The sequence below is a fragment of the Thalassobacter sp. genome (assembly GCF_982993085.1).
This window is the reverse complement of record NZ_CEZFMW010000082.1, coordinates 1-16,185: the sequence shown is the minus strand read 5'-3', so window position 1 is coordinate 16,185 and position 16,185 is coordinate 1. Positions and strand designations below refer to the sequence as shown.

Below are 16,185 nucleotides of genomic sequence, written 5' to 3'. Positions count from 1 at the left end.
AGGGCGCACCGATAGGGTGAATCGAGGTGTGTTGCAAGGGAGAACTACCAACAAACCCAAGCTTTCCTGCAACGTCCGGCGATGTGGGCCAGACCGCCCGGCTCATTTGGGCAAAACCCGTGGGGCAGGGGCCGGATCTGGGGTGCGGATCGTGTCTGTGAAATAGCAACTACAAGGGCCAAGATCAAATGCCTTGGCGTTTCGTCTTAACTGGGATCAACAAAACGCGCGGGCGGCTCTCCTCAACCGGCCCGCGCGGCGGCGCGTCTAATTTGTCAGACGCGCGGCAAGCAAATGATCAGACTTTTGGATCACGTGGCTGGCGTGTCCCACGATCAGCGGATCAGGCGGGGTGGCCACGTCAGTGTCCTTGTCGGGGTAGTCGAGGGTGCTGAGGAAATGGCGCATACAGTTCAGCCGCGCACGCTTTTTGTCGTTGGATTTGACAATCGTCCAAGGTGCATCTGCGGTGTCGGTGTAAAAGAACATCGCTTCTTTGGCTTCGGTGTAATCGTCCCACTTGCCTAGGGATGCCTTGTCGATAGGCGAGAGCTTCCAGCGTTTCAAAGGGTCTGTTTCCCGGCTTTCAAAGCGGCGCTTTTGTTCGGCCTGCGTGACTGAGAACCAATACTTGTAAAGCCGAATGCCCGACCGGGTCAGCATCCTTTCCAGCTCTGGGGTTTGGCGCATGAATTCGAGGTATTCGGCGGGCGTGCAAAACCCCATGACCCGTTCAACCCCGGCGCGGTTGTACCACGACCGGTCATATAGAACCATTTCACCGTCAGTCGGCAGGTGATGCACATAGCGTTGATAGTACCACTGCCCGCGTTCCCGATCGGTGGGTTTGTTCAGGGCGACGACACGCGCAGAGCGCGGGTTGAGGTGTTCGGTGAACCGCTTGATCGTTCCACCTTTGCCCGCCGCATCCCGGCCTTCAAACAGCATCACAAACTTCTGACCCGTTTCCGCCGCCCAAAGTTGCACCTTCAGGAGTTCAGCCTGAAGCGCGGCCTTCTCGGCCTCATAGGTTCTGCGCGCGATTTTGTGGCTGTAGGGATATTTGCCGGTCTCGAACGCCTCACGGATTTTGTCAGCGGTCACGGTGGGGAACGTGCCGGGTGCAGGGGCGGAGGGGGTGCCGTCCATCAGTGTCTCCTGTCGTCATGTGCGATGCAGGTGTGACACGATTACGGGGCTAAGCGCTTTGCGCTATGTCAAACGGCTCAGATATCCGTGCGCTAGGCCTTTGCCCCCCGTGGGCGCGAAAAGTTCATCTTTTGCCCGGCCAAATCCTCACGCGAGCCGCACCATGCATAGGCCAACAGCGCAGGTTCATCGCGTCCTACCGTGATCCGATGCAAATGCTCTGGGGGGTTATGGATCAGCGAGCCCGCCGCATACACGCCTTGGTGGTTTTCGGACACCGCGCCGCTGAGGCAAATGTAACTTTCGGTGATGCCTTTGTGCGCATGGGCAGGATAGGTGCAATCGGGCGCGAATAGAACGATCCCGAGGATGATTTCATCGGTGACAATCGGCCCGTTTGGCCCTGCGATTTCCGCGTAGCCATAGCTGCGCGCCAGTCCGCGCGGAACCTTTTCGTAGCCATAGCGCCAGCTGAGTTCGGGCGCGACGCGTTCTAGGGTGCGCACCACAGGGGCCATGCGGTCCTGACGGCCCTCATCCAGCGCGCGCCCCAGATGATCCGTGACCGGCAAACTGCTAGGCGCATCAAAGGACATCTCGGGGTTGGCTTTTTGCACTCGGCTGATCGCTTCACGCGCGTTGCGCAGATGCGCGCGGATACGGTCCGACCCGCCCGAGGGCAGATGACGATACATCTCATAGAATTCCTTGAGCAGGTATCGCCAGTTTGCAGCGTCCTTTAGGCGTGCGTTCGGGGCAGGGATGTGGTCGGTATTGAGCATCAGTCGGGTCCGGTTTGCGTCTTTGCCACACAGCTACAGCCCAAACCGCTTGGGTCAATGATAAATGCACACGGCTGTTCAGTCGGCACGTTGGGTCATTCGCTCCAGAAAACCACGCCATCGGCACACCCGTCGCACCGCACCATCTTTCCCCGCGCCCCAACATGGGCCATACTGGGCCAAACCTCATACAAGAAGCAGTACCTCCATGGCCGATGACCTTCTCTCAGGCGCAAATGCCGACACATATGACGCGAACTCCATCGAAGTCCTTGAGGGGCTAGAGCCCGTCCGCAAACGCCCCGGTATGTATATTGGCGGCACCGATGAACGCGCGTTGCACCACCTTGTGGCGGAAGTCCTCGACAACTCGATGGATGAGGCGGTCGCAGGCCACGCCAACCGTATCGAGGTCGAACTGCAGGCCGATTACTCCGTCACGATCAAGGACAACGGGCGCGGCATTCCGATCGACCCGCACCCCAAGTTCCCGGATAAATCCGCGCTTGAGGTGATCTTGTGCACCCTGCACGCGGGCGGCAAATTCTCGGGCAAGGCCTATCAGACGTCGGGCGGTTTGCACGGGGTGGGGGCCTCGGTTGTGAACGCGCTGTCGGACCTGATGGTTGTCCAAGTCGCCCGTGACCGTGAGTTGTGGGAGCAACGCTTTTCCCGCGGCATCCCGCAAGGCCCGGTTGAGAAAATCGGCGCGGCGCCCAACCGGCGCGGCACCCAAGTGACCTTTCACGCGGATGCACAGATTTTCGGCGCCCACAGGTTCAAACCGGCGCGTCTGTTCAAATCCATCCGTTCCAAGGCCTATCTGTTCTCGGGCGTTGAAATCCGCTGGAAATCTGCGATTGACGATGGCGAAACCCCGACCGAGGCGGTTTTTCACTTTCCCGGCGGTTTGGCGGACTACCTGCGCGAAACGCTTGGCACGGCGGCGACCTATGCTGATACGCCCTTTGCGGGCACCGTCGATTTCAATGAGAAATTCGGCCAACCCGGCAAGGTCGAGTGGGCGATCAACTGGACCCCTTCGCGCGATGGCTTCATCCAGTCCTACTGTAACACCGTGCCCACGCCCGAGGGCGGCACCCATGAGGCAGGCTTTTGGGCTGCGATCCTCAAGGGGATCAAAGCCTATGGTGAGTTGTCGAACAACAAGAAGGCCGCGTCCATCACGCGCGACGACCTGACAACGGGCGGCTGCGCCTTGGTTAGCTGTTTCATCGCAGAGCCTGAGTTCGTGGGCCAAACCAAGGATCGCCTTGCCACGACCGAAGCTGGCCGGATGACCGAAAACGCTGTCCGCGATCACTTTGACAACTGGCTCGCGGCGGACACCAAGGCGGCGGGCGCGATCCTCGATTTCCTCGTGCTGCGCGCCGAAGAGCGGCTTAAGCGGCGGCAGGAAAAGGAAACGGCCCGTAAATCCGCAACCAAACGCCTGCGCCTGCCGGGCAAATTGGTCGATTGCTCAAACGCCAACCGCGAGGGCACGGAGCTGTTCATCGTGGAGGGCGACTCGGCGGGTGGCTCGGCCAAAATGGCGCGCGATCGCAAAACCCAAGCGTTGTTGCCCCTGCGCGGCAAAATCCTCAACGTGCTCGGGGCCGCGTCGAACAAGCTGACCTCAAACGCCGAAATCTCGGACCTGACACAGGCGCTGGGCGTGGGGCTGGGCAGCAAGTTCAACGTCGAAGACCTGCGCTATGACAAGATCATCATCATGACCGATGCGGACGTCGACGGCGCCCACATTGCGTCACTGCTGATGACGTTCTTCTTTACGCAAATGCGCCCGATGATCGACACGGGCCACCTCTATCTGGCCTGCCCCCCGCTGTTCCGCCTGACCCAAGGGGCCAAGCGGGTCTATTGCTTGGACGAAGCGGAACGCGACGCGTGGATGGAAAAAGGCGTGGGCGGCAAAGGCAAAATCGACGTCTCCCGGTTTAAGGGCTTGGGTGAGATGGACGCCAAAGACCTGAAAGACACCACAATGAACCCCGCGACCCGGAAATTGATCCGCGTGACGGTGGATGAGGACATGCCGGGCGAAACCGGCGATCTGGTTGAGCGGCTGATGGGGAAGAAGCCGGAAAAACGCTTTGAATATATCCAACAGAACGCGAGGTTTGTGGAGGAGTTGGATGTTTGAATGATTGGGATCAATCTTAGAAGGGATCCTGAGATAGATTTAGTTGGGAAGTCTCAATGCTCAATAGAAAAAAATCTCAGAAATGGAGTCTCTGGAGGCTATCTTGGGCGTCCTTCTTTATCACCCTGATGTAAACCAAGAGCTCTCGGACTATCTTAAGCGTGCAAACCCGGCGCTCGATTCGTTGACAGGTGAAAAGATAAACTTGATCCACTTTGAGAGCGCGCCAAAAAAAGTGAAAATCAAGAACACAAAAAAAGTAAAAGGGTTAAAGCAACGCCCCGATACAAATGTTCTTGGCCTTATGACATCAGCGGACAGTCTGTATGGAAATGGAAGTGAATATAAGGACATATCAGCTTTGAAAACTGAGCTCGTAGTTGATTTTGGCGAGCATTTTTTGGAAGGCGAGCACTGGAGAATGCCCGCTCTCATCTTCTTCCCTTCATTCTCCTCTGAGCACTGGATTATATTTGAACTCAACGGTATGGGATCGGAGGAGCTTTCCAAGCTTGTAGTGAATTTGTCGAAGGTAGCGGCGGACGCGTGGTCTAGTACTACGCTACCTGAAGGAGATGAATTGCGTCAAATCGTTCGAGAACAGGTTTTCCAGCGCTTCGAACCAGCTGTTAGTAAGCTGAAGCTGAAGCGAACATTTAAAAAGTTTTCAGGAAACGCTACCATTTTAGCAGCATTGAGTGCTGCAATAGGTCTTGCTTGAATAAAACATCCCGATAACACGGTTTTGAAATTCTTTAACTGATGAAGAAAAGCCAACACCCAGACCAACCGCGCTTCCGGGGCTCCGCCCCTCAAATCCTCGGATCGGCCGCAACCCTCTCCGCACAGCGGCAACTAATCGCGGTCTGAAGCCCGCGCTTATCCGGGACAACCCAACACCCAGCGCCCATAGGCCCCACTCGCCGGAGGCCTAGCCGCCTGCGCCGAACCGGTCCCGACCCCTCCATACTTGCCGCAACGGTTCGACTGCGCCAAGATGAAGGAAAGGGGACAGAGGTCACCATGCCCAAAATCCTACTCCTATTTGTCGCCATCTGCGTCACTGTCGCCGCCGCGTTGTTCTTGAACACCCGCAGCCTGCGCGACCCGTTGCCAGAACTGCTCGACGCGTTCCGCATTGCCCATAGCCTGCCCGGCGGGGTGATCGCCTACGGCCCGCGCGGGGGGCGGCCTTCGGTCTATGGTCTTGGCTACGCAGACCCCGCGACGCGCACGGCGATGGATGCCAACGCGCGCCTACACATCGCCTCACTGACCAAGCCGATGACCGCCGCCGCGGTGCTGTCACTGGCTGAGGCCGGCGTGATTGAGTTGGACACACCGCTCGCGGCACAAATGGATTTGCCGCCTCCCTTTGATCCGCGCGCGCTGAACATCACGCCTCGCCATATCCTGTCGCACCGTGCGGGCTTTGATTGGCGGGCAAGCTTTGATCCGGTCTTTGCACCCGAACGCGTGGGCAGCACGCAGGACATGCCATGCCCCGAACTCGCGCGGCTCACATGGGCCAGCCGCCCGTTGGACCACGCGCCGGGCACGTCCGAGCATTATGCAAACATCGGTTATTGCCTGCTGTCTGAGCTGCTGGCCGCCAAAGATCACGACCTACAACAGAGCGTGGCGCAGGCCGCTCAGGGGGTTAATTTCGACGCAGTCACGCAGCCGCATTGGCTGTTCGATGGCGCAAAATGGGTGCCACTTGCGACGACCGAAACGCTGCATAACGACCCCAGTCTATTGGCCGGTGCCGGGGGGGCGGCCAGTACCGCAGTGGCCTACTGGCGGTTCGCCGTGCAATCCCAAATGGCACAAACCAGCCCCGCGCCCGAGGGCGCAGACGGCAGCTATTACGCGTTGGGATGGCGGGTGTGGCCCGGGCCGCAGGGCCCGCACCTGACGCACTTTGGCCACTTGCCCGGTATCTTCTCGGCCGTGTTCGTGTTGTCGGACGGATTCACCTTGGTGGCACTGTTCAACGGCGGCGTTCAGGACGGCGCGCGCGCATTTTCGGAACTGTTTGACGCGGTCTGCTTCATGCGAGAACTGACCTGCCGCCCAACCTGATCCTAGCCTTCGGCTTTTTCTTCCAGCGCCAGCCACTCTTCTTCGCAGTCCGACAATTTCGTGTGGCGGGCCACAAGCGCATCGGTCGCTTTTTGGAACTTTACCGGTTCGCGGGTGAACAGTTCCGCGTCCGAGAGCAACTCCTCAAGCTTGGCGATTTCGGCGGAGATCCGCTCCATTTCAGCGGGCAGCGCGTCGAGCCGGTGCCGTTCAGTATAGCTGAGGCCTTGTTTGGGCTCTGCGGCTGCTGGCTTGCCGGCGAGTTTGCTCCCCGCAGGTTTTGGGGCGGCGGCCTTGGCTTTGGATGCAGCTTCTGCTGCGACCTTGGCGCGCTGCGCTTGGTAGTCCGACCAGCCGCCCGCATAGGCTACGGCGCGGCCGTCGCCTTCCATCGCGATGGTGGTTGAGGCGACGCGGTCCAAAAAGTCACGGTCGTGACTGACCAGCAAAACAGTGCCGTCGTATTCGCCCAAAACGTCTTGGAGCAGGTCAAGCGTTTCGACGTCCAGATCGTTGGTCGGTTCGTCCAGTACCAGCACGTTTGAGGGCAGGGCCATGATCCGCGCCAGCAAAAGCCGGGCCTTCTCCCCACCGCTTAGCGACTTAACCGGCGCGCGTAGGCTGCGTTCGTCAAACAAGAAATCCTTGAGGTACCCAGCCACGTGCCGCGCGGTCCCGCGCACCATCACCTGATCCGAATTGCCGCTTACGCCCAGTAGGGGGTCCAGCGTCAGGCTATCCCATAGGGTTGCCTCTGGGTCTAGGGCAGCGCGGCTTTGGTCGAACACCGCTATCTCAAGGCCAATGCCGTGGGTGACGGTGCCTGCATCCGGTTCCACTTCACCTAGCAACATCTTGAGAACGCTTGTTTTACCAACCCCGTTGGGGCCCACAAAAGCCACACGATCCCCGCGCATGATACGCAGATCAAAGGGCCGCAGGATCACCTTGTCGCCAAAGCTTTTTTCCAGTTCTTTGGCCTCGATCACGCGCTTGCCAGAGGCTTTTCCGCTCTCTAGCTCAAGTGCTGCCGCACCTTGGCGGCGGATCATATCCGAGCGTTCTTGGCGCAGATCGCCCAAGGCGCGCACCCGGCCCATGTTACGCTTGCGTCGAGCTGAAATGCCCTCAACGGCCCAACGGGCCTCGGCCTTGATTTTGCGGTCCAACTTGTGGCGCGCAACATCTTCTTCTTCCCATGTTTTGTCGCGCCACGCCTCAAAATGGGCAAAACCCTTTTCCTGACGGCGGGTTTGGCCACGGTCGACCCATAGGGTCGCGCGGGTCAGCGCATTCAAAAATGCCCGGTCGTGCGAGATCAACACGAACGCGGCGCGGGTTTGGCTTAGCTCGGCCTCCAGCCATGCGATGGCTTCGATGTCGAGGTGGTTGGTCGGCTCATCGAGCAGCATTAGTTCGGGGGCTTCGGCCAACAGTTTGACCAGTGCCGCCCTGCGCCGTTCCCCGCCCGAGGCGCTATGGGTGGCCATATCAGGGTTCATCTTGAGCCCCTCTGCCACCATATCGACGCGGTAGGATTCAGCAGGGTCCAATCCGCTGCGTGCAAAATCGCCCAAGGTTTCAAACCCGCTTAGGTCGGGGTCTTGTTCCATGTAACCGGTCGAGGTGGCGGGCGCCAAAACGCGCGACCCTGTGTCCGGCTCAACCAAGTTGGCCATGACTTTCATCAGGGTGGATTTGCCCGATCCATTGCGCCCGACCAGTGCCACCCGGTCACCGGGATGCACGACCAGATCGAGGTCTTTGAACAGGGGCGCGCCACCAAAGGTGAGCGAGATATCGGACAGTTGAAGAAGGGGGATACGAGCCATGTGCCCGCGCTAAGCGAGGGGGGCAGGCGGGTCAAGCGGTGCGTTGGGTTTTTTGCGCGTTTAGCGGTGCGTTTAACTGGCGATCAGCCCGCGACAGCCCGCAAAAGGCGTTTGCGCGCGGGTGGGATGGCCGCGATTTCGAGGCCGGTAAACACATGCAATGTACCAAGGTCGGCATCAATCACGGCGTGGTCCGACACCCAGCCCCCCATCATCAGGTAGGTGCGCAGAAGCGGGGGCATATTGGCCATGCCGCGTTTGGGGTCCGGGTTGGGCCCGCTGTCACCAAGGCGCACAACTGAGGGCGCTTTGATCCGGGGCCGCCACCGAAGAGGTGCGAGGTGGCGCTGTTGTAGCAGGGCGAAGGTGTCCAAATAGGTCTCGGCCCGCGTGCCCGCAAACGAGGAACACCCAAACAGCAATTTGACCTCAGCCTCATCCACCAACCGGGTCATCGCCCCCCACGCCACGCGCAGAATATCAGGGTCTGAGGTGTGGGGCACGATGCAAAACCGGCCCATTTCAAACATCGGGCCGTCAAAGTGTTCCAGCGCGTCTAGGGCATAGAATTGCGCCGCATAGCTTTGGCCGATGGCCGCGCCGCTGGTCAGTCGCATTACCCGAAAACAGCACACCAACCCATTGGTTTGCCCGTCATGTACCATGACATGCAGGCATCGTTCATCAAACGCGTCAACATCCGGCGCACCGCCCCGAAACACGGCACTGCGCAGGGCGTGGCATTGCGCCAACTCTGCGTCGGTACGCGCAACGCGCGCGCGATACCGGCCTTTGTCGAGGAGGAAATCTTTCTGAGCCATCGCCTGTTTCTGTCTTGGTTTTCGGTTCGGGGCCACCCGATTGTGAAGCCGCGCCCAAGGTGCATGCACGGCAGGCCCTTGCGCCCGCCCTAGTGACGCCTATTTCTGCACGCAGGGCTAGATGCAATCTGTATCATGGCCATGACAAACGGGTTTTGAGCACAAGGAACATCCCAAGATGGACAAAATTGTCAAATCTGACGAGGAATGGCGCGCGCAGTTGAGTGCAGAGGCGTTCAAGATCACCCGCAAGCACGGGACCGAGCGGGCGGGCACCCATGATGATTTCCCCAAAGAGCCGGGCACCTTTCGCTGTGTGTGTTGTGACGCGCCGCTGTTCGATCAGGCCCATAAGTTCGAAAGCGGCACGGGCTGGCCGTCGTTTTTTCAGCCCTTAGACACAGAACTGGTTGGCGAAAGCGTGGATAATTCGTGGTTTATGCGTCGCACGGAAGTGCATTGTAACCGCTGTGATGCGCATTTGGGCCATGTGTTTCCGGATGGGCCGCAGCCGACGGGCCTGCGGTATTGCATCAATGGCGTTGCGATGACGTTCGAAGCGGAGGACTAAACCAAAAGGCGCGCCTTGGGGGGCGCGCCGACGCTGTGGCTATTGCTGGGACAACTGTTCACCCACATCGATGCGGCCAAAGTTGCGCAAGATGTTTTGGATCAGGCCGAATTCGCGGATCGACGTTTCGGTGATCCGACGCGAAAGAGCTACAACCTGACCATCCTCTAGGCCGAAGCGTTCGATGTTGGCCACAGTGCCATCGTCGGCGAAAGAAATCGCGACGATCTCCCTCTCGATGGTTTCGGGCGCGGTAAACGCCCATGTGCGCACGCGGCTGCCCACGTAATACCAAGCACGGTCTTGCAAAACGCCTGAGGATGTCGGGCGGCCAACGGTCTCTGACACGCTGTCGCGGGTGTCGATACCGACCAAAACGGCGGATAGATCATCATCAGATGGGGTGTAGCCGTGGTTTTGGAACTGCGCAGTGCAGGCCGAGATCATTACACACAGGCAGGCGATTGCGATGGCCCGCGTCATGGTGCCCATGGACGGGGAGGGCAGGTTGGACATGCACGGCCTCTTGTTGCTGCTCTTGCCATATCTGGCGGGTCGTTCTACTCGATTACCTTGTCTGACAAGGCGGCGCAACAGGGGAGCGTCGGGCAGTGCCCGCACCCAACGCCCGTGGCTTGGTTGAAGGAGAGCGCGATGAACGATCTGAACAGTGATGGCGACGTGACGGCGACGGTGCCGCGCCCCGTGCGGTTGGCCGACTTGGCACAACGCAAGACAACGCGCGTGGTATTGGAACCCAACGCCGGGCAATGCGCTGCGATCGCTGAGGCGCTTGGGCTGAGTGCGCTGCGCAAACTGCGGTTTGTCGTGGAACTGACACCGCAACGCGGGTCCGATTGGCGGCTGACGGGCAAACTGGGCGCCACGGTCGAGCAACCCTGCCGCGTCAGCTTTGAGCCGGTGATCACCCGGATCGAGGATGAAGTTGCCCGCCACTATGTTGCCAATTGGCAGGACGTCACCGAGGCGGAAGCCGAAATGCCCGATGACGACACGGTTGAGCCTCTGCCCGCCGTTGTCGACGTTGGCGCGGTGATGGAAGAGGCGCTCGCGCTGTTGGTGCCCGCCTATCCGCGCGCGGATGGGGTTGAGGATCTGGATCTTGTTGCGGCACCTCCCGGTGCTGAGCCGTTGACCGAAGACACCGTCAAACCTTTTGCAGGCCTCGCGGCCCTGAAGGCGCAGATGGAAAAGGATGGCTCTGCGGACGATGCCGAAGACAATTGACCCAAAGGCCGCCTGACGGCGACATCACCCCATAAGCCACGCGCTCAAAAGCGCGTGGCCCCTAGCGGTCTAGGTGATCTTTGGCTCACCGGCTTGTGTATGTAGCGCGTCTACCTGTTCAGGGGTCAGCCGCAGCGCACCGGCCAAATCAATCAGGTAATTCGCCTCTGCCTGACTATCGAGATCAATGGCGATCAGTGACATCATATAGGCCTGTTGTTCCATGCCCTGAGGCACCTCCGAAGCGAGGCCTTCGATGTCCACGGGTGCGGCCAGTTCGGTGCGGATCAACTCGGCCTCATCGGGGCTGACATCCCCGACCATCTGGGTGATTTGGGCCTGCTCGGCCTCATCCAGGCGGCCATCACATTTTGCGGCCTGCAACATGGCGCGCAGCATGACACGGGCGATTTCTTCGTCTGATGGGGCTGGGGGCGTGGGGTCGGCCAAAAGCGCGCCGCCCAGCAGGGCACCCAGTCCGCCTGCACCGGCGGTCGCACCGCCTGCACCCAAGACTGCGCCCAATCCACCGCCGCTTCCGCCGATTTGCCCCAGCAAGCTTTGCAATCCGCCACTGGGTGCGCCAGCGGCTGCGGTGCCGCCTGCCATTTTGCTCAGCATGTCACCAAGCCCCCCCATGGCACCCGCTGCGGATTGGCCCGCCTGCGCACCCTGAGACTGCATTTTGCCCATCATATCCTGAGGCCCTTGGGCCGCGCCGCCGGCACCGCCCTGCATGCTTTGGGTCAAGGACGACATCATATCGCCCAATGCGCCCCCACCGCCGGTGCCGCGCATCATGCCCGCGATTCCGCCGGTGCCGCCGCCCTTTGTTGCCGCGCTCACGCCCTTTGCGATGGCCACGCCGATGGCCACTTTGGCCAGTGTTTTTACCAATGACATATGAATCCCCTTATTTAATACACCGCGAGCGTAGCAGCACATTGTCATTCTCCCAAGTGTGTTGGGCCCCAAGGCTGTTGGGCGCGGTGCACTGCCCACCCCTTGCCCACGCCTTACCCACGCCGCGTCAATGGATTGCCAAGGGGGCAGGGCGGGCGTAGAGCGAGGCATGGAGCAAACCACCCCCCACCCACAGGCGCAAAGCGTCACGGAGCATGTCCGCCGCACGTTGGTTCTGGGCCTGCCACTGATCGGCAGCCACCTTGCGCAGACAGCGGTAGGGATCGTCGATACGATCATGCTGGGGTGGTACAGCATTGCGGCTCTTGCGGCCTCGGTGCTGGGGTCGACCCTGTTTTTCACGGTGTTCATCATCGGTTCGGGCTTTTCCGCGGCCGCCTTGCCCAAGGTCGCCGCCGCCCAAGATGATCCGCAGCGCGTGCGCCGGATCACCCGGATGACGTTGTGGCTGGGAGTGGCGTTTTCGCTTTTGACCTATCCGATCTTTTTCTTCGCCGAGCCGCTTTTGTTGATGCTTCGGCAGGACGCAGGCGTCGCGGCAGGCGCGCAAGAGTATTTGCGCATTGCGGGGCTGGGTATGGTGCCTGCGATGATCGTGGCGGGGCTGCGCAGCCACCTTGCGGGACTAGAGCGGACGGCAGTGGTTTTATGGGCCACGCTTGGGGCAGCGGCGGTGAATGCCTTTCTCAACTGGGTGTTGATTTTCGGTAAACTGGGCGCGCCAGAGTTGGGGCTTGTGGGGGCGGCTTATGCGTCGCTCTCGGTGCATGCGGTGATGGCAATTGTGCTGGCGATCTATGCGATGCGCGGCCCGGCGATGGCACAGTTTGAGGTGTTTGTGCGGTTTTGGCGGGCCGATTGGCTTGAGGCGCGCGAAATCTTTGCGCTTGGCTGGCCGATTTCCCTGACGCTGCTGGCGGAAAGCGGGCTGTTCATGGCCTCTGGTTTGATCATCGGGACGTTGGGGGCGGTGCCATTGGCGGCCCATGGCATCGCACTTCAGATCACGTCGGCGACGTTTATGGTGCACTTGGGGCTGTCAGCCGCCGTGACGGTGCGTGCGGGCACGGCCTATGCGCGTGGCGACGGGGCAGCTTTGCGCAAGGTGGCACAGGCGGGGCTGATTTTGGCTACTTTGGTGGTGGCCATCACTGTGGCGGCATTCTTTGGGGTGCCGGGGGTGATGGTGCGCGGCTTTGTGGACGCGTCGGACCCAGCGTTCCCGGCGATCCTTAGCCTAGGGGTCACGCTGTTGATGGTTGCGGCCCTGTTTCAGGTGGCGGATGCAGCACAGGTGATGGCGCTGGGGCTGTTGCGCGGGGTGCAAGACACCCGCAAGCCGATGGTCTTTGCGCTGATCGGGTATTGGGGCATCGGGGTGCCGTGCAGCTATGTGCTGGGCCTGACGCTGGGGCTAGGGCCTGCGGGCGTGTGGCTGGGGCTTGCTGTGGGCCTAAGCGTGGCGGGCGCGTTGATGACCCGCCGGTTCCTGCGCCACCCGTTGATGCGGGCCGCGCAGAGTGTGACTAGCTGAGGCTGGCGCAGAATTTCTGGATCCGTGTACACGCCTCGCGCAGGGTATCGTCGGCAGTGGCATAGCTGACCCGAAAGTTCGGAGAGACACCGAACGCCGCGCCGAACACGACCGCCACACCGGTTTCCTCAAGAAGGGCGGTCGCAAACGTCTCATCTGTGTCGATGTGCGTGCCCTTGGGGGTGGTTTTACCGATGCACCCCGCGATGGAGGGGTAGACGTAAAAGGCGCCATCGGGTGTTGGGCATGTCAGCCCCTCGGCCTTGTTCAGCATCTCAACCACCAGATCGCGTCGCCGCACAAAGGCCGCGTTGTTTTCGGCGATGAAATCATGCGGGCCATTCAGGGCCTCAACCGCAGCCCACTGGCTGATCGAGCAGGGGTTAGAGGTGCTTTGCGATTGAACCTTGCGCATGGCGGCGATCAGTTCAACTGGGCCCGCGGCGTAGCCAATGCGCCACCCGGTCATGCAATAGGCCTTGGACACACCGTTGGTTGTTAGGGTGCGCGGGTAAAGGCCGGGCTCAACTTCGGCCGGGGTGCAAAAGGTGAAATCGTCGTAGACGAGGTGTTCATACATGTCGTCGCTCATGACCCAAACGTGGGGGTGGCGCATCAGAACATCCGTCAGGCCCTTTAGCTCGGACCGGGTGTAGCCCGCGCCTGTGGGGTTCGAGGGGGAGTTAAAGATCAACCATTTGGTGTTGGGCGTGATCGCGGCCTCTAGCGCCTCGGGCGTCAACTTAAAGCCCACGTCGATGCCACATTCCACGGCGACTGGGGTTCCGCCGGCCAAAAGCACCATGTCAGGATAGCTGACCCAATAAGGGGCAGGGATGACAACCTCGTCTCCGGGGTTCAGCGTGGCCATCAGCGCGTTGTACAGGACCTGCTTGCCACCCGACGACACGGTGACTTGGGCGGGCGTGTAATCCAGCCCGTTGTCGCGTTTGAACTTGGCGCAGATGGCGGATTTTAGCTCAGGAATGCCGTCCACGGCGGTGTAGCGGGTTTTGCCCGTCTCAATCGCGTTGATCCCAGCGGCGCGGATGTGCGCGGGGGTGTCGAAATCCGGCTCGCCTGCGCCAAGGCCGATCACATCGGCGCCCGCAGCCCGCATTTCGGCGGCTTTGTTGCTCACGGCGATCGTGGGCGAAGGTTTTACGCGGGATAGTGTCGCAGAGAGAAAGGACATGGTCGCCTCGAAGTGTACGATAGGGTTAAGACTGTCCTACATTAGGGCCGAGCAGGGTCAAGACCGGGATCAAGGAGACGCCCATGGAAGATGGAGCAGAAACGAACTGGTACTCAGAGGCCAACGCGACTTTTGGCGACCGGCTGGCCGCCGCACGCGATGCCGCTGGCATGAACCAAGCAGAACTGGCCAAGCGTTTGGGGGTCAAGGTCAAGACCCTGCGCGGTTGGGAAAATGATCTTGCGGAGCCGCGCGCAAACCGCCTGCAAATGCTTGCAGGGCTGTTGAACGTGTCGATCGTTTGGTTGCTGACCGGCGAAGGTGACGGGGTTGATGCCCCGGTTGAGCCTGCGGATCCGAACTCTGACAGCCGCGACTTGTTGCTGGAAATTCGCCAACTGCGCACCGAGGCTTACAATCTGGCAGAGCGTCTGGGCCATGTGGAAAAACGTCTTCGGGTGCTTGTGACGACCCCAAAGGTCGATCAATGAGCGCGCCGTTGACAGAGCCGAGCGCCGGCCCCGAAAGCCGCGAAGTGCGGTTAAAGCGGATGCGCATCCGGGCATGGCGGCGCGGCATCAAAGAGATGGATTTGGTGCTGGGCGGTTACGCAAATGACGAACTTGCGGGCATGAGCGACGCCGAATTGGACCTGTTTGAGGCTGTCATGGGCGAAAACGACCACGACATCCTGCAATGGGTGACGCGGCAGGTTGAGCCCCCAGCGCGCTACGCGGATCTGATCGCTGATCTGGGGCGCAGGGCGGCTCAGGCCCAATAAATCAACGGGTTATAGATGGTTTCTATCGGCGCGTGTTGCGTGCCGATAGGATGCGCGACAGGCTGACATGCACAAGTTGCGCGCAACAAGAGACGTATTCTCGACGATTTCTTAAAGCCTTTAACCGAATGTTGAGAAATCCGCACGTATGTTGGGCCAAAGCAGATGTGCGGAGCCCTATTATGAGTAAACTTGAAGCCTTTACCGGTGTCCCTTTTTTTCAAAAGGATGCCGACGACGCCCCCGGTGCCATTTGGACCGGGTATCTAGAATCCCTTGCTCTTGTCGAACGTCTTCATCGCCTTCTTTTGGATGTGATCAAGGATGAGTTTGAACGCCTCGGCATCCTAGAGATCAACGCGGTCCAAGGGCTTTTGTTATTCAACATCGGCGACAATGAGGTCACCGCAGGTGAACTGAAATCGCGGGGCTATTACCAAGGCTCTAATGTTTCCTATAACCTCAAGAAGCTCGTTGAATATGATTTCATGCACCACCAGCGGTGTGAAATTGATCGTCGTTCGGTCCGGGTCCGTTTGACGGAAAAGGGACGCAAGGTCCTTGATGTCGTCCAAGACCTGTTCCTGCGTCACGCTATCGGCGTGGAAGAAGCCACAGGTATCAATGCCGACAAAGTTTTCGACATCAACATGACGCTCAAACGGATTGAGCGGTATTGGTCCGACCAAATCCGCTACATTTACTAGGGCACGATTAGGCTCGAACAGATCAGAATGGCTGGACATGCGGGAGCGCGGTCCGGCCTTTTTTCATTGATATGGCGGTGCTTGTGCCTCCCGCAGGGGGACAAGTGGCGAATCCCCTTGCACCCCGGCCGCACCCTTCCTAGAAAGCGCTGGATTTACACCCGCCGCCGCCGCGGGCCTTTTGGCTATGGCATCGGCGCAGACTTACACGCATCAAGACGTTCAATGGGACGTTCAGCTCAAGGGGAACCCCACATGCAGGTCACCGAAACCCTCAACGAAGGCCTCAAGCGCGCCTATTCCATCACCGTGCCGGCTGCCGATCTCGACACCAAGGTGAACGAAAAGCTCGTTGAAGCTCAGCCTGAAATCGAGATGAAGGGCTTCCG

17 protein-coding genes are annotated in these 16,185 nt (G+C 60.0%); 10 read left to right on the top strand and 7 right to left on the bottom strand.

What is annotated here, in order from left to right:
* Positions 1 to 267: 267 nt before the first annotated feature.
* Positions 268 to 1,149 (bottom strand): polyphosphate kinase 2, encoded by an 882-nt coding sequence (gene ppk2, locus AC4GMC_RS12665; RefSeq protein WP_487877640.1) that lies wholly within the window; start codon positions 1,147 to 1,149, stop codon positions 268 to 270.
* A gap of 92 nt (positions 1,150 to 1,241) precedes the next feature.
* Positions 1,242 to 1,931, bottom strand: a complete 690-nt coding sequence (locus AC4GMC_RS12660) for a dimethylsulfonioproprionate lyase family protein (RefSeq protein WP_487877641.1) — start codon at positions 1,929 to 1,931, stop codon at positions 1,242 to 1,244.
* A gap of 208 nt (positions 1,932 to 2,139) precedes the next feature.
* Here AC4GMC_RS12660 and parE point away from each other — a divergent pair, with 208 nt between their 5' ends.
* The 3 genes from parE (at position 2,140) to AC4GMC_RS12645 (ending at position 6,183) form a co-directional block, all read left to right on the top strand.
* Positions 2,140 to 4,098 carry a DNA topoisomerase IV subunit B gene (parE, locus tag AC4GMC_RS12655; RefSeq protein WP_487877642.1) on the top strand — a complete coding sequence of 653 codons (1,959 nt, stop codon included), beginning with the start codon at positions 2,140 to 2,142 and terminating at the stop codon, positions 4,096 to 4,098.
* Positions 4,099 to 4,201: 103 nt separating this feature from the next.
* On the top strand, positions 4,202 to 4,819 hold the full coding sequence (locus AC4GMC_RS12650) for a hypothetical protein (protein ID WP_487877643.1): 618 nt from the start codon (positions 4,202 to 4,204) through the stop codon (positions 4,817 to 4,819).
* A gap of 302 nt (positions 4,820 to 5,121) precedes the next feature.
* A complete protein-coding gene (locus AC4GMC_RS12645) occupies positions 5,122 to 6,183 on the top strand; it encodes a serine hydrolase domain-containing protein (protein WP_487877644.1) in 1,062 nt (353 codons plus the stop codon).
* Between the two features lie 2 nt (positions 6,184 to 6,185).
* Here the strand turns inward: AC4GMC_RS12645 and AC4GMC_RS12640 are convergent, their stop codons facing one another.
* On the bottom strand, positions 6,186 to 8,015 hold the full coding sequence (locus AC4GMC_RS12640) for an ABC-F family ATP-binding cassette domain-containing protein (protein ID WP_487878928.1): 1,830 nt from the start codon (positions 8,013 to 8,015) through the stop codon (positions 6,186 to 6,188).
* Positions 8,016 to 8,098: 83 nt separating this feature from the next.
* Positions 8,099 to 8,836: a GNAT family N-acetyltransferase gene (locus AC4GMC_RS12635; protein WP_487878929.1), complete on the bottom strand. Its 738-nt coding sequence runs from the start codon at positions 8,834 to 8,836 to the stop codon at positions 8,099 to 8,101.
* Between the two features lie 178 nt (positions 8,837 to 9,014).
* On the opposite strand from AC4GMC_RS12635, the gene msrB reads away from it, so the two are divergent.
* On the top strand, positions 9,015 to 9,407 hold the full coding sequence (msrB, locus tag AC4GMC_RS12630; protein ID WP_487878930.1) for a peptide-methionine (R)-S-oxide reductase MsrB: 393 nt from the start codon (positions 9,015 to 9,017) through the stop codon (positions 9,405 to 9,407).
* Positions 9,408 to 9,446: 39 nt separating this feature from the next.
* Here msrB and AC4GMC_RS12625 read toward each other — a convergent pair whose 3' ends face one another.
* The gene (locus AC4GMC_RS12625) at positions 9,447 to 9,923 is read right to left on the bottom strand and encodes an outer membrane protein assembly factor BamE (protein WP_487878931.1); all 477 of its coding nucleotides are present in this window, start codon (positions 9,921 to 9,923) and stop codon (positions 9,447 to 9,449) included.
* A gap of 138 nt (positions 9,924 to 10,061) precedes the next feature.
* Here AC4GMC_RS12625 and AC4GMC_RS12620 point away from each other — a divergent pair, with 138 nt between their 5' ends.
* Positions 10,062 to 10,655, top strand: coding sequence for a YceD family protein (locus tag AC4GMC_RS12620; protein WP_487878932.1), 594 nt, complete (start codon positions 10,062 to 10,064; stop codon positions 10,653 to 10,655).
* Positions 10,656 to 10,724: 69 nt separating this feature from the next.
* Here the strand turns inward: AC4GMC_RS12620 and AC4GMC_RS12615 are convergent, their stop codons facing one another.
* On the bottom strand, positions 10,725 to 11,558 hold the full coding sequence (locus AC4GMC_RS12615) for a DUF533 domain-containing protein (protein WP_487877647.1): 834 nt from the start codon (positions 11,556 to 11,558) through the stop codon (positions 10,725 to 10,727).
* Positions 11,559 to 11,727: 169 nt separating this feature from the next.
* On the opposite strand from AC4GMC_RS12615, the gene AC4GMC_RS12610 reads away from it, so the two are divergent.
* Positions 11,728 to 13,113 carry an MATE family efflux transporter gene (locus tag AC4GMC_RS12610; protein WP_487877648.1) on the top strand — a complete coding sequence of 462 codons (1,386 nt, stop codon included), beginning with the start codon at positions 11,728 to 11,730 and terminating at the stop codon, positions 13,111 to 13,113.
* Here the strand turns inward: AC4GMC_RS12610 and AC4GMC_RS12605 are convergent.
* Positions 13,106 to 14,308, bottom strand: coding sequence for a pyridoxal phosphate-dependent aminotransferase (locus AC4GMC_RS12605; RefSeq protein ID WP_487877649.1), 1,203 nt, complete (start codon positions 14,306 to 14,308; stop codon positions 13,106 to 13,108). The genes AC4GMC_RS12610 and AC4GMC_RS12605 overlap by 8 nt on opposite strands.
* Before the next feature lie 83 nt (positions 14,309 to 14,391).
* Between AC4GMC_RS12605 and AC4GMC_RS12600 the strand changes: the two genes are divergently transcribed.
* The 4 genes from AC4GMC_RS12600 to AC4GMC_RS12585 form a co-directional block, all read left to right on the top strand.
* Positions 14,392 to 14,799 (top strand): helix-turn-helix domain-containing protein, encoded by a 408-nt coding sequence (locus AC4GMC_RS12600; protein WP_487877650.1) that lies wholly within the window; start codon positions 14,392 to 14,394, stop codon positions 14,797 to 14,799.
* Positions 14,796 to 15,089 (top strand): succinate dehydrogenase assembly factor 2, encoded by a 294-nt coding sequence (locus AC4GMC_RS12595; protein ID WP_487877651.1) that lies wholly within the window; start codon positions 14,796 to 14,798, stop codon positions 15,087 to 15,089. Before AC4GMC_RS12600 ends, AC4GMC_RS12595 begins: the two co-directional genes overlap by 4 nt.
* 182 nt (positions 15,090 to 15,271) lie before the next feature.
* Entirely contained in the window at positions 15,272 to 15,796 is a 525-nt protein-coding gene (locus tag AC4GMC_RS12590; RefSeq protein ID WP_487877652.1) for a MarR family winged helix-turn-helix transcriptional regulator, read from the top strand.
* 255 nt (positions 15,797 to 16,051) lie between these two features.
* Positions 16,052 to 16,185 (top strand): trigger factor (locus AC4GMC_RS12585; RefSeq protein WP_488082275.1); only part of this gene is annotated, 134 nt, incomplete at its 3' end.